At 70.4% G+C, this 12,092-nt stretch carries 10 protein-coding genes; 7 read left to right on the top strand and 3 right to left on the bottom strand.

Annotated features, from left to right (window positions below; genetic code table 11):
* Positions 1-262 precede the first annotated feature (262 nt).
* Entirely contained in the window at positions 263-1,189 is a 927-nt protein-coding gene (locus ASG80_RS13780) for a proteasome assembly chaperone family protein (RefSeq protein WP_056731644.1), read from the bottom strand.
* A gap of 87 nt (positions 1,190-1,276) precedes the next feature.
* On the opposite strand from ASG80_RS13780, the gene ASG80_RS13775 reads away from it, so the two are divergent.
* The 3 genes from ASG80_RS13775 to sucB all read left to right on the top strand — a co-directional run bounded on the left by ASG80_RS13775 (position 1,277) and on the right by sucB (position 5,813).
* Positions 1,277-2,749 (top strand): leucyl aminopeptidase, encoded by a 1,473-nt coding sequence (locus ASG80_RS13775; RefSeq protein WP_056731642.1) that lies wholly within the window; start codon positions 1,277-1,279, stop codon positions 2,747-2,749.
* A gap of 100 nt (positions 2,750-2,849) precedes the next feature.
* Positions 2,850-4,223 (top strand): dihydrolipoyl dehydrogenase, encoded by a 1,374-nt coding sequence (lpdA, locus tag ASG80_RS13770; RefSeq protein WP_056731640.1) that lies wholly within the window; start codon positions 2,850-2,852, stop codon positions 4,221-4,223.
* Positions 4,224-4,289: 66 nt separating this feature from the next.
* Positions 4,290-5,813, top strand: coding sequence for a 2-oxoglutarate dehydrogenase, E2 component, dihydrolipoamide succinyltransferase (sucB, locus tag ASG80_RS13765; RefSeq protein ID WP_056731638.1), 1,524 nt, complete (start codon positions 4,290-4,292; stop codon positions 5,811-5,813).
* Here sucB and ASG80_RS13760 read toward each other — a convergent pair.
* The gene (locus ASG80_RS13760; protein WP_156401849.1) at positions 5,810-7,411 is read right to left on the bottom strand and encodes a hypothetical protein; all 1,602 of its coding nucleotides are present in this window, start codon (positions 7,409-7,411) and stop codon (positions 5,810-5,812) included. The genes sucB and ASG80_RS13760 overlap by 4 nt on opposite strands.
* Positions 7,412-7,566: 155 nt before the next feature.
* Between ASG80_RS13760 and lipB the strand changes: the two genes are divergently transcribed.
* From lipB to ASG80_RS13745, 3 genes are all read left to right on the top strand, one after another.
* Positions 7,567-8,208, top strand: coding sequence for a lipoyl(octanoyl) transferase LipB (gene lipB / locus ASG80_RS13755; protein WP_056731634.1), 642 nt, complete (start codon positions 7,567-7,569; stop codon positions 8,206-8,208).
* Positions 8,205-9,194, top strand: coding sequence for a lipoyl synthase (lipA, locus tag ASG80_RS13750; protein WP_056731632.1), 990 nt, complete (start codon positions 8,205-8,207; stop codon positions 9,192-9,194). The genes lipB and lipA overlap by 4 nt, the downstream gene beginning before the upstream one ends.
* A gap of 70 nt (positions 9,195-9,264) precedes the next feature.
* Positions 9,265-9,978 carry a DUF4191 domain-containing protein gene (locus tag ASG80_RS13745; RefSeq protein ID WP_056731630.1) on the top strand — a complete coding sequence of 238 codons (714 nt, stop codon included), beginning with the start codon at positions 9,265-9,267 and terminating at the stop codon, positions 9,976-9,978.
* Positions 9,979-10,031: 53 nt separating this feature from the next.
* Here ASG80_RS13745 and ASG80_RS13740 read toward each other — a convergent pair whose 3' ends face one another.
* Positions 10,032-10,466: an RDD family protein gene (locus ASG80_RS13740; protein ID WP_056731628.1), complete on the bottom strand. Its 435-nt coding sequence runs from the start codon at positions 10,464-10,466 to the stop codon at positions 10,032-10,034.
* A 140-nt stretch (positions 10,467-10,606) separates the two neighbouring features.
* On the opposite strand from ASG80_RS13740, the gene glnA reads away from it, so the two are divergent.
* On the top strand, positions 10,607-12,031 hold the full coding sequence (gene glnA / locus ASG80_RS13735; RefSeq protein ID WP_056731627.1) for a type I glutamate--ammonia ligase: 1,425 nt from the start codon (positions 10,607-10,609) through the stop codon (positions 12,029-12,031).
* Positions 12,032-12,092 lie beyond the last annotated feature (61 nt).

Here is a 12,092-nt window from a genome sequence, read left to right as displayed (position 1 = left end):
CCCCCGGCCCGGTCGTTTTCGGACACTATGAGGACCCATGTCAAGTCCGCATGATCGGCGCGAGCGCGTCGCACCTGCGGACCAGAACGGGTCCTGCCTTCATTATACAGGCATGTACCCCGCCGAACGCGCGGCCCGCGCATTCCTCCCCACGGATTGCAACGCGCGCCACCTGCCGCGCATTCCCGTCGACCGCCGATCGCGCGGATCCCCCACTCCGCCGCTGCACGCGGCGCGCGCCGGTGATCGGCGTGAGGCAGCGTCAGCCGCCGAGCGGCGTGTCGTCGTCGCGAGTGCGACGGTACGCGAGGAAGTTCTCGAGCTCGGCGGCGATCTCGTCGGCGGATGGCAGCTCGCCGTCCTCGTCGGTGAGCGGCGACCGGAGGGTCGTGCCCTCCATGTAGGAGTCGTGCCGTTCCTCGAGCGTGCCGACGAGCTTCGCGAGCTCGCCGTTCTCCGCGACCTGCTCGTCGATGCGGGCGACGAACTCGCGGCCCTGCTCACGCAGCACGTCGGTGGGGAAGATGCGTCCAGTGGACGCGCTGATCGCCTCGATGGCGGCGACGGCTGCGGTCGGGTACTCGGCGTCGCTGAGGTAGTGCGGGACGAGGAGGACGAAGCCGGTGGTGGGATGGCCCTGCTCCTGCAGTCGGTACTCGACGAGGTGCAGTGCATTCGACGGCACCTGCGTGGTGGGCCGCCAGATCGACATCGCCTCGATGAGGTCGGGGCGGTTGCCGCTCACGGTCATGCCGATCGGTCGCGTGTGGGGCACGGGCATCGGGATCGAGTTGATCCACGTCGTCGACGACACCTGCAGCTCGTCGATCAGGCCGAGCACGGCCGCCCCGAACCGCTCCCACTGGAAGTCGGGCTCGTAGCCCGTGAGCATGAGGAACTGCTGGCCGATCTCGTCGCGCGCGAGGTCGAGGCTCAGGCGCGGCGGTCGGTAGTCGGCGAGGTGGTCGCCCTGGAAGAGGATGATCGGCCGACGCGCTCGGTAGTCGAGCAGCTCGTCGGCATCGAACGTCGCGACGACGGTGGTGTCGAGCGTCGACAAGAGGTACTCGGTCGTCTGCGCGACCGCCGACCCGGCGTCGGCGAACCCCGTCAGCCCGGCGACGAGCGGCAGCCCGGGCGGCACCTGGACGTCCGGATTCAGCTCGTAGAGGGAGCGGGGATCGCGCATGCATCCAGCCTACTGACGCGCCCGACGACCCCCGCTGCCTGCGGCCCGGTCGGATGATGCCGAGAGCGAACACGTACGATCGGCTGCATGACCGTGCCCTCGCTCTCCGTCACCGACGCCCCCGCCTCCCGCTCCGACGCCGATGTCGTGCTTCTCGCGGCGACGTCCGGTACCGAAGGGGCCGAAATGCTCGCCGTCGACGGGTTCGAGTGGGTTGCCGCGGCACTGCACGCGCTCGGCGCGAAGGGGTCGGCGGAGGAACTCACTCGGCTACCCGGCGTCGCCGACGGCCCGCGCGTCGTCGCGGTGGTCGGCACGGGCGAGGGAGTGGATGCGGCGGTGCTGCGCCTGGCCGTCGGCAGCGCGGTGCGCCAGCTCAACGGCATCACCTCGCTCGCGATCGCCATTCCCACGGATGACGCCGAGGTCGCCGCCGCGACCCTCGAGGGGGCGGCGCTCGGCGCGTACGCCTACTCGGAGTACCGATCCAAGCCGAAGTCGCCCGTGGAGCGGATCACCCTGCACACTCCGCTCGATGCGGACGGGATCGGGCTCGAGCGGGTGCGTGCGGTCGCCGCGGGCGTCGCCCGCACCAAGGACCTCGTGAACGCGTCGCCGGCAGACCTCTTCCCCGCGCGGCTCGCCGAGCTCGCGGTCGAGGCGGCCAGCAGTGCAGGCGTGTCCGCGAAGGTGTGGGATGAGGAGGCGCTCGCGGCAGATGACTTCGGGGGCATCCTCGGCGTCGGGCTCGGCTCGAGCCGCGGTCCGCGGCTCGTGCGACTCGACTACGCGCCGGCCGGGGCATCCGCTCACCTGGCGCTGGTCGGGAAGGGCATCACGTTCGATTCCGGCGGCCTGTCGCTGAAGCCCATGGCGTCGATGGTCGGCATGAAGACCGACATGGCCGGCGCGGCCGCCGTGCTCGCGACGGTGGTCGCACTGGCGGAGCTGCGGGTGCCCATCCGCGTGACGGGCTGGCTCGCCCTCGCCGAGAACCTCCCGTCGGGCACGGCGGTGCGTCCGAACGACGTGTTGCGCATGCACGGCGGCACCACGGTCGAGGTCCTCAACACCGACGCCGAGGGCCGCCTCGTGATGGCCGACGGGATCGTCGCCGCGAGCGAGGAGCAGCCCGACGCGATCGTCGACGTCGCGACGCTGACGGGGGCCCAGGTCGTCGCCCTCGGACACCGCATTTCGGGACTCATGGGAGACGATGCCCTCGTCGCGAAGGTGCGGGCCGCCGCCGACGCCGTCGGTGAGGCGACCTGGCCCATGCCCCTGCCGAACGACCTGCTCCCCCTCCTGAAGTCCGACGTGGCGGACCTGGCCAACACGAAGCTCGGCGTGACGGTCCCCGGCATGCTGCTGGCCGGCGTGTTCCTGCGCGAGTTCGTGGGCACGCGGGAGGGTTCGGACGAGCGGATCCCGTGGGCTCACCTCGACATCGCGGGGCCGTCGAACAACGCCGGAGCGGCGTGGGGATTCACCGGATCGGGGGGCACCGGAGTCGCCGTGCGCACGCTCGTGCGGCTGGGCGAGGACCTCGTCGCCGGGTAGTAAGGTCGTATGGGCGAGAACGTCGCCCATACAGCCTGCCCCCGTCTACGAACCGGCGGCAGTTCGTGTCGCAGATCAGTTGCGCAAGGGAGATTGCGGTTTGTCCGAGCAGAACTTTGACATTGTCATCCTCGGTGGCGGCAGCGGAGGGTACGCGGCGGCGCTGCGTGCCGCCGAGCTGGGCTTCACCGTCGGCTTGATCGAGAAGGACAAGCTCGGTGGCACGTGTCTGCACCGCGGGTGCATCCCGACGAAGGCGCTGCTGCACGCGGCCGAGGTCGCGGACAGCTCGCGAGAGTCCTCGAAGTTCGGCGTCCGCTCCACGTTCGAGGGCATCGACGTGCCCGCCGTCACGCAGTACCGCGAGGCTGTCGTCTCCAGCAAGTTCAAGGGCCTGCAGGGCCTCATCAAGGCCCGCGGCATCACCGTGATCGAAGGCGAGGGTCGCCTGGTCGCACCGAACGCCGTTCAGGTCGGCGACGACCGCATCGTCGGCAAGAACATCGTGCTCGCCACCGGTTCCTACTCGCGGTCGCTTCCCGGTCTCGAGCTCGGCGGCCGCGTCATCACCAGCGAGCAGGCCCTCGAGCTCGACTTCGTGCCGCGCAAGGTCGCCGTGCTCGGCGGCGGGGTCATCGGCGTCGAGTTCGCGAGCGTCTGGAAGTCGTTCGGCGCCGAGGTCACCATCATCGAGGCCCTCCCCCACCTCGTGCCCAACGAGGAGGAGTCGGTCTCGAAACAGCTCGAGCGCGCGTTCCGCAAGCGCGGCATCGAGTACAAGCTCGGCACCCGCTTCCAGGGCGTCACGCAGCATGACGACGGCGTCGTGGTGACCCTCGAGAACGGTGAGACCGTCGAGGCCGAACTGCTCCTCGTCGCCGTCGGCCGCGGTCCCGTCACCCAGGGCCTCGGCTACGAAGAGGCCGGCATCACCGTGGACCGGGGCTTCGTCATCACGAACGAGCGGCTCGCGACCAACGTGCCCGGCGTCTATGCGGTCGGCGACATCGTCCCCGGCCTCCAGCTCGCGCACCGCGGCTTCCAGCAGGGCATCTTCGTCGCAGAGGAGATCGCCGGCCTCAACCCGATCGTCGTCGAGGACGTCAACATCCCGAAGGTCACCTACTGCGAGCCCGAGGTCGCCTCGATCGGCTACACCGAGTCGCGCGCGGCCGAGAAGTTCGGCGCCGACCAGGTCTCCTCGTACGAGTACAACCTCGCCGGCAACGGCAAGAGCCACATCCTCGGGACGAGCGGCTCCATCAAGGTGGTGCGCGTGAACGACGGCCCGGTGGTCGGCGTGCACATGATCGGCGCGCGCGTCGGCGAACTGATCGGCGAAGCCCAGCTCGCGGTCAACTGGGAGGCGTACCCCGAGGACATCGCGCCGTTCATCCACGCCCACCCGACGCAGAACGAGGCGCTCGGCGAGGCGTTCCTGAAGCTGGCCGGCAAGCCGCTCCACGTGCTCTGAGCCGGACCCTGGAAACACGACTGCAATAAGCTAGAAAGCGTCACACGCTGTGAAGGAGACAAGCGCATGAGCGAATCCGTCAGCCTCCCGGCACTCGGGGAGAGTGTCACGGAGGGCACGGTCACACGCTGGCTGAAGAACGTCGGCGACCGTGTGGAGGTCGACGAACCGCTGCTCGAGGTGTCGACCGACAAGGTCGACACCGAGATCCCGTCGCCGGTGGCCGGGGTCATCGAGGCGATCCTCGTCCAGGAGGACGAGACGGTCGAGGTGGGCACCCCCCTGGTGACGATCGGCAACGGTTCCGCTGCTGCGGCGCCCGCCCAGGAAGCCCCCGCGGCGGCTGCGCCGGCGCCCGAGGCTGCGCCCGCCGCACCGGCTCCCGTTCCCGCTCCGGCGCCGGTCTTCGAGGCGCCCGCCGCACCCGCGCCGCAGGCGGCACCCGCAGCTCCGGTCGCACCGGCGCCGGTTCCGATTCCCGAGGCGCCCGCCGCACCCGCGCCGCAGGCGGCGCCCGCAGCTCCGGTCGCCGAGGCGGCTCCCGCTGCTCCGGCCGCACCCGCTCCGGCGCCGACTCCCGAGGCGCCCGCCGCACCCGTACCGCAGGCGGCCCCCGCTGCCCCGGCACCCGCAGCGCCTGTCGCTCCGGCTCCGGCTGCGCCCGCCGCACCGTCAGGGGCCCACGCTGGCACGAGCGGCTACGTGACGCCGATCGTGCGGAAGCTGGCCAACGAGCAGGGCGTCGACCTCGCGAGGGTGACGGGCACGGGCGTCGGAGGACGCATCCGCAAGCAGGACGTCATCTCGGCGCACGTGGTGCCGGCGGCGCAGGTCGCGGCCGCCGCACCTGCCCGCACGCCCCTCGAAGTCTCGCCGCTCCGCGGCACGACGGTGCCGATGACTCGCCTCCGCAAGGTCGTGGCCGAGCGTGCCGTCGTCTCGATGACGTCGACCGCCCAGCTCACCACGGTCGTCGAGGTGGACGTCACCCGCGTCGCGCGCCTGCGAGACCGCGTGAAGGGCGCATTCCTCGAGAAGACCGGCAACAAGCTGTCGTTCCTGCCGTTCTTCGCGCTCGCCGCCGCGGAGGCGCTCCGCGCCTACCCGATCATCAACTCGACGGTCGACGGCGACAGCATCGTGTACCCGCCCACCGAGAACATGAGCATCGCGGTCGACACCGAGCGTGGACTCCTGACCCCGGTGATCCGCAACGCCGGCGACCTCGACATCGCCGAGCTCGCGGCCCAGATCGCCGACCTCGCCGGACGCACCCGCAACAACCAGCTGAAGCCCGACGAACTCTCGGGTGGCACGTTCACGCTGACCAACACCGGCTCGCGCGGCGCGCTCTTCGACACCCCGGTCGTCTTCCTGCCGCAGTCGGCGATCCTCGGCACCGGGATCGTCGTGAAGCGCCCCGTCGTGGTCAAGCAGGACGGAGAGGACGCTATCGCGATCCGCTCGATGATCTATCTCGCCCTCTCGTACGATCACCGCATCATCGACGGCGCGGATGCGGCACGCTTCCTCACCGCGGTCAAGGAGCGCCTCGAGGAAGGCGACTTCGAGTCGCAGCTCGGGATCTAGTCGAACAGCTCGCGCAGACGCCAACCGGCCTCGCCCCTCACCATGAGGAGCGAGGCCGGTTCACGTCCGGGGGTCGTCTCGGCGCGGACCAGCACCGCACCACCCATCTCCGCGGCGAGCTCGATGGTCGCAGGGTCGAAGCGGGTGGAGGGCGGCTCGGCGCCATCGCGCGCAGCGGCGATCGCATTCAGGTCGGCCGCCTCGATGGCCGACCCCGGCTGCACCACCGTTCCGATGCAGTCGAGATCGAGGACCTCGAAGCATCCTGCACGGCGCTCCAGCAACACGATCGCCGCGGCGACGGGATCGTCCGCTCTCATGATCGCCGCCTCGTCGTGGGGCTCCGGTGTCTCGGTCGCGTCGGCCACCGCGGCGTCGGGAGCCGCTCCGGCACCCGTGGTCGGGGCATCCGGCATGTCCTCCGGCCGGAGCGTTGCCGCCGAGGAATCCGCCGACGGCCGGCGGACGTCGTCCGCGGTCATGGGCGGCACGAGCGTGAGCATCACCACCAGCGCCGCGCCCCCGATGAGCGCACCGAACGTCAAGGAGCGCCCTCGTCCGCGGACGACCGCGCCGATCCGCCGCTGCACCTGAGCCAGGAGATCCACGTCGGCGGCACCCGCGACCTGCTCCACGACTTCGTCGGGCGCCTGCGCCAGTGCGAGCATCCTTCGGAGCCCGCCACCGATCACGCCGATTCCACGGCCGGGCGGCGACACGACGTCGTGCGCTTCCTCCGCGGCCACGGGCGGGGCGAGGCGTGCGGGCAGCCGTCGCGGCCGTGGCCGCACGTCGATTCCGCGGATCGGCTCGGGCGCCGCCGCCGCGAACAACCGCCGTTCGAGATCGGCCTCGCACGGCACGAACGGGCGCACGGCGAGGCGCGCGCGGATCAGTTCGACGGCCTCGTCGAACGCCCCCACCGGCACGACCGCGGCGGTCACGTCCTCGAGCAGGTCGGCGAGGCGTTCATGCGCGAGCCGCACCATCGCGATGCGCTCCGCCCCATGTGCCGGGAGTCTCTGCAGCGAGCCCAGCCCGACGAGGCGCGGTCGTCCGGCGTCATCGAGGAGGACGTCGTTCGCCGCGAGACCGGCGTGGACGAACCCGCCGCGCGCCAACTCTTCGACCGCCACGACGATCGGCGCCAGGATCGTCACGGCCTCGCCCGCGGCGATCGTGCGCTCGGCGAGGACCCGCGCGAGGGAGACGCCCCCGATGCGCTCGACGACCACGCAGCAACGGCCGTCGTCGAGCGTCGCGACGTCGTGGAGCGCGGGGAGCGTGCCCGAGGCATCCGCCGACATCGCGTCGATCTCGCACGCGATGGATGCCTCGGGCACGTCGGCGTCGTAGACCCGCAGGACCACGAGCACGGGTGCGGCGGCGGCGTCTGCGGACTGCGCTCCCCCCGGCGCGAACTCGACCGCGGGCTCGAGCGGCTCGGCGGCCCCGGCTGCGGCGAGGTACACGTCGGCGCGGTCGCCCGAGGCGATCCGCCGCACGAGGCGGTACCCGACGAGCCTGCCCTCGAGCGGCGGCGCGTCGCCGTTCTGGGGCGACGGCGCGGGACTGGCACGGCGTGGACGACGGCTCATGCGACGATGCTCGACGATCCTCGGGGCGACGGGCTGACGCACGGCGTCGCGCGTGAGCGTCGCGCGCACGCCCGACGGTGTCGAGGACGAGTCCCGCCGGCCTCGCCTTGCCGCCCGTGGCCGTGGGCGGCGCCGGGCCGCCTAGACTGGACCGCATGCTCGACTTCGTCGTCGCGGGGCTAAGCGCCAACTCCGTGCCGTACATCGAGGGTCTCGACCTTCAGCGCGCCGTCCATCGCGCGGTCGTCGGGGGCGAACGCCCCGACACCGTCATCCTCCTGGAGCACCCCTCCGTCTACACCGCCGGCAAGCGCACCGCGCCCGACGAGCGGCCGACCGACGGGACTCCCGTCATCGACGTCGACCGCGGCGGCAAGATCACGTGGCACGGCCCTGGGCAGCTCGTCGGCTATCCGATCCTCCGCCTCGCAGAGCCGATCGACGTGGTCGGCTACGTGCGCCGGCTCGAGGGCATCCTCATCGACGTGCTCGCCGACCTCGGGGTCGTCGGTCGCCGCGTGGAGGGCCGTTCGGGCGTCTGGGTCGGTGAGCCCGGCCGCGAGAACAAGATCGCGGCCATCGGCATCCGCGTCGCCGACGGCGTCACGATGCACGGGTTCGCGCTCAACTGCAGCAACTCGCTCGAGCCCTATTCGAGGATCGTCGCGTGCGGCATCCGAGACGCCGGCGTGACCACCATCACACGCGAACTCGGGTACGACGTGATCCCCGAAGACCTGGTCGCGCCGATCACGCGGCGATTCCTGGCCGACGCCGAGGCGGCGGTCGCCGCATGAGCACCGCACCCGAGGGGCGCCGGATGCTGCGCCTCGAGGTCCGCAACGCGCAGACGCCGATCGAGCGCAAGCCCGAATGGATCAAGACCCGCGCGAAGATGGGCCCCGAGTACCGCCAGCTGCAGAGCCTCGTGAAGAGCGAGGAACTCCACACGGTCTGCCAGGAGGCGGGCTGCCCGAACATCTACGAGTGCTGGGAGGACCGCGAGGCGACCTTCCTCATCGGCGGCTCGCAGTGCACGCGCCGGTGCGACTTCTGCCAGATCGACACCGGCAAGCCCGCCGACTACGACGTCGACGAGCCGCGTCGCGTGGCCGAGTCGGTCGTGCGGATGCAGCTGCGGTACTCAACGGTCACGGGCGTCGCACGCGACGACCTGCCCGATGAGGGCGCGTGGCTGTACGCGGAGACCATCCGCGAGATCCACCGCCAGTCGCCCGGCACCGGCGTCGAGATCCTCGTGCCCGACTTCTCCGGCAATCCGGAGCTGCTCGGCGAGGTGTTCTCGGCCCGGCCCGAGGTCTTCGCCCACAACGTCGAGACCGTGCCGCGCATCTTCAAGCGCATCCGACCCGCGTTCCGCTACGAGCGCTCGCTCGACGTCATCACGCAGGGCCGCGACGCCGGACTCATCACGAAGTCCAACCTGATCCTCGGCATGGGCGAGGATCGCGTGGAGATCTCGCAGGCGCTCCGCGACCTGCACGACGCCGGCACCGACATCATCACGATCACGCAGTACCTGCGGCCGAGCCCTCGCCACCTCCCGGTGCACCGCTGGGTGCGGCCCGAGGAGTTCGTCGAACTGAAGGCCGAGGCAGAGGAGATCGGATTCCTCGGCGTGCTCGCCGGCCCCCTCGTGCGGTCCTCGTACCGGGCCGGACGCCTGTGGGCGCAGTCCATGCAGGTGAAGGGCCGCACGCTCCCCGCCGAGCTCGCGCATCTCGCCGATGCCTCGCTCGGGTTCGCGCAGGCGGTCGGCTAGGGCGACGGGCCGCCTCCGCCCACCGAGAACGCGGTCGGAGGCGGCACCAGCCCCCGGTATCCTTGAGACCATGGCACGCACGAAGGACAAGCCGTCCGCTCCGAAGGAGCCCGGCCGCATGAAGCAGATGTGGCAGGTCTTCCAGATGACCCGCCGCTACGACTCGAGCGCACAGTGGCTCATGCTCCTCGCATTCCTCGCTCCGGTGCTCGTCGGCCTCGCGCTCGCGCTGTGGCTGGGCGAGGGCAACGGCCTCACCATCACGCTCTGGGTCGTCGCCGGAGTGCTGGCGGGCGTGCTGCTCGCCCTCGTCATCCTCGGCCGCCGCGCCGAGCGAGCTGCGTACGCGCAGATCGACGGCCAGCCGGGTGCGGTCGGCGCGGTGCTGCGCAGCGGCCTCCGCGGCGGCTGGATCGGCAACGAGATGCCGATCGCCGTGAACGGCAAGACGCAGGACGCCGTCTACCGTGCGGTGGGTCGCGGCGGGGTCGCACTCATCAGCGAAGGCCCGGTCACCCGAACGAAGCGCATGCTCGACGAGGAGCAGCGCAAGGTCGCCCGAATCCTCCCGAACGTGCCGATCACGCTGATCTCGGTGGGTCATGACGACGGCTCCGTCGAGCTGCACCGCCTGCCGGCCACGCTCCGCAAGACCAAGCGCACGCTCACCAAGCCCGAGGTGCTCGCGGTGTCGAACCGCCTGAACTCGCTCCAGACGCCCCTGCCGATCCCGAAGGGCATCGACCCCATGAAGGCGCGGCCGCAGCGCGGCAAGATGCGCTGAACCCCCGACCTCTCGCGTGCGGCATCCGTCATCGGCGGATGCCGCTTCGCATGTCAGGCGCGGATGAGCACCGTGCCGGCGACCTTGTCGTGGAAGCCGCGCTGGTCGGAGTCCCACACGAGCGCGGGAATCACGATGACGAGCAGGAGCGTGCGCACCACAGGACGCCACGGTCCGACCCATCCGCCGACGATCGGAACGACCCGCATCCCCACGAGGCGGTGGCCGACGCTGCCGCCGATCGTCGGGATGAACACGATCTGCATGAGGGCGAAGATCCCGAGGGTGAGCCACGAGTGCAGCAGCGAGCTGTACGGCGCGAACAGCAGCGCGATCAGGAGGGCGGCCGCCCAGTCGATGGCGAGGGCGACGATGCGCCGACCGACCCGTCCCACGGAGCCGGGCCCCGAATCGGGGAGCCCGAGCCGCTCCCCCGGCCACCGGCTGGGCTCGAGTCCGCCGGGGGTACGGGGTTTCGCGTCGGGCATCCGACGAGTCTACCGACCCCGCATGCGCGTAACATGGCGGAAACATTCGTGTCATGGCAGGGAAACCGCGACTCGATAGCGTCGCTAGCGGCTGTGCACGTCCGTCCGGTCCCACCCGCCCCTCTTGGAGATTCCGTCACATGTTCAGTGATTCGTCTGAAGTGCTCAAGTTCATCAAGGAGACGGATGTCAAGTTCCTCGACATCCGCTTCACCGACCTCCCGGGTGTGCAGCAGCACTTCAACCTCCCGGCGTCGACCGTCGACGAGGAGTTCTTCACCGTCGGCCAGATGTTCGACGGTTCGTCGATCCGCGGTTTCGCGTCGATCCACGAATCCGACATGCAGCTGATCCCGGATGTCTCCACGGCCTACGTCGACCCCTTCCGTGCCGAGCGCACGCTCGTGATGATCTTCGACATCTACAACCCGCGCAACGGCGAGATCTACGGCAAGGACCCGCGCCAGGTCGCGAAGAAGGCCGAGAAGTACCTCGCGTCGACGGGCATCGCCGACACGGCGTTCTTCGCCCCCGAGGCCGAGTTCTACATCTTCGACGACGTGCGCTACGAGGTGAAGCAGAACGGGAGCTTCTACGCCGTCGACTCGAGTGAGGGCGCGTGGAACTCGGGCCGCGCCGAGGAGGGCGGCAACCTCGCCAACAAGACCCCGTACAAGGGCGGCTACTTCCCCGTCTCCCCCGTCGACCAGCACGCCGACCTCCGCGACGACATCGTGCTGAAGCTCATCGAGGCCGGACTCGAGGTCGAGCGCAGCCACCACGAGGTGGGCACCGCCGGCCAGGGCGAGATCAACTACAAGTTCGACACCATGGTCCACGCTGCCGACGACATCCTGAAGTTCAAGTACATCGTCAAGAACACCGCGAACGAGTGGGGCAAGACCGCGACGTTCATGCCGAAGCCGCTCTTCGGCGACAACGGCTCCGGCATGCACACGCACCAGTCGCTCTGGAACGAGGGCAAGCCCCTCTTCTACGACGAGGCGGGATACGGCGGCCTCTCCGACCTCGCGCGCTGGTACATCGGCGGCATCCTCAAGCACGCGCCTTCGCTCCTCGCCTTCACGAACCCGACGGTGAACTCGTACCATCGCCTCGTGCCGGGCTTCGAGGCACCGGTCAACCTGGTCTACTCGGCGGGCAACCGCTCCGCGGCCATCCGCATCCCGATCACGGGCACCAACCCGAAGGCCAAGCGCATCGAGTTCCGCGCGCCGGATGCCTCGGGCAACCCCTACCTCGCGTTCGCCGCGCAGCTCATGGCCGGCCTCGACGGGATCAAGAACCGCATCGAGCCGCACGAGCCCGTCGACAAGGACCTCTACGAGCTCCCGCCCGAGGAGGCCCAGTCGATCCCGCAGGTGCCGGGCTCGCTCGATGCCGTGCTCGACGCGCTCGAGGCCGACCACGACTTCCTCCTCGAGGGCGGCGTGTTCACCAAGGAGCTCATCGAGACCTGGATCGACTACAAGCGCGAGAAGGAGCTGAAGCCCCTGGCCCAGCGCCCGCACCCGTTCGAGTACGAGCTGTACTTCGGCGTCTGACTGCACCCCCTGCAATCCCGGAAGGGCCTGCATCGCTCCGGCGGTGCAGGCCCTTCCGTTT

It is taken from the genome of Agromyces sp. Soil535 (assembly GCF_001428255.1).
Classification (GTDB): Bacteria; Actinomycetota; Actinomycetes; order Actinomycetales; family Microbacteriaceae; genus Agromyces.
The sequence above is the reverse complement of the archived record's forward strand: the minus strand, read 5'-3'. Positions and strand labels throughout refer to the sequence as shown.

Excerpts from the sequence above, each read along its gene's own strand:
- ASG80_RS13780 (WP_056731644.1), bottom strand. The coding sequence starts at position 1,189 with ATGCGCGATCCCCGCTCCCTCTACGAGCTGAATCCGGACGTCCAGGTG.
- ASG80_RS13775 (WP_056731642.1), top strand. The coding sequence starts at position 1,277 with ATGACCGTGCCCTCGCTCTCCGTCACCGACGCCCCCGCCTCCCGCTCC.
- sucB (WP_056731638.1), top strand. The coding sequence starts at position 4,290 with ATGAGCGAATCCGTCAGCCTCCCGGCACTCGGGGAGAGTGTCACGGAG.
- ASG80_RS13760 (WP_156401849.1), bottom strand. The coding sequence starts at position 7,411 with ATGAGCCGTCGTCCACGCCGTGCCAGTCCCGCGCCGTCGCCCCAGAAC.
- lipB (WP_056731634.1), top strand. The coding sequence starts at position 7,567 with ATGCTCGACTTCGTCGTCGCGGGGCTAAGCGCCAACTCCGTGCCGTAC.
- lipA (WP_056731632.1), top strand. The coding sequence starts at position 8,205 with ATGAGCACCGCACCCGAGGGGCGCCGGATGCTGCGCCTCGAGGTCCGC.
- ASG80_RS13745 (WP_056731630.1), top strand. The coding sequence starts at position 9,265 with ATGGCACGCACGAAGGACAAGCCGTCCGCTCCGAAGGAGCCCGGCCGC.
- ASG80_RS13740 (WP_056731628.1), bottom strand. The coding sequence starts at position 10,466 with ATGCCCGACGCGAAACCCCGTACCCCCGGCGGACTCGAGCCCAGCCGG.
- glnA (WP_056731627.1), top strand. The coding sequence starts at position 10,607 with ATGTTCAGTGATTCGTCTGAAGTGCTCAAGTTCATCAAGGAGACGGAT.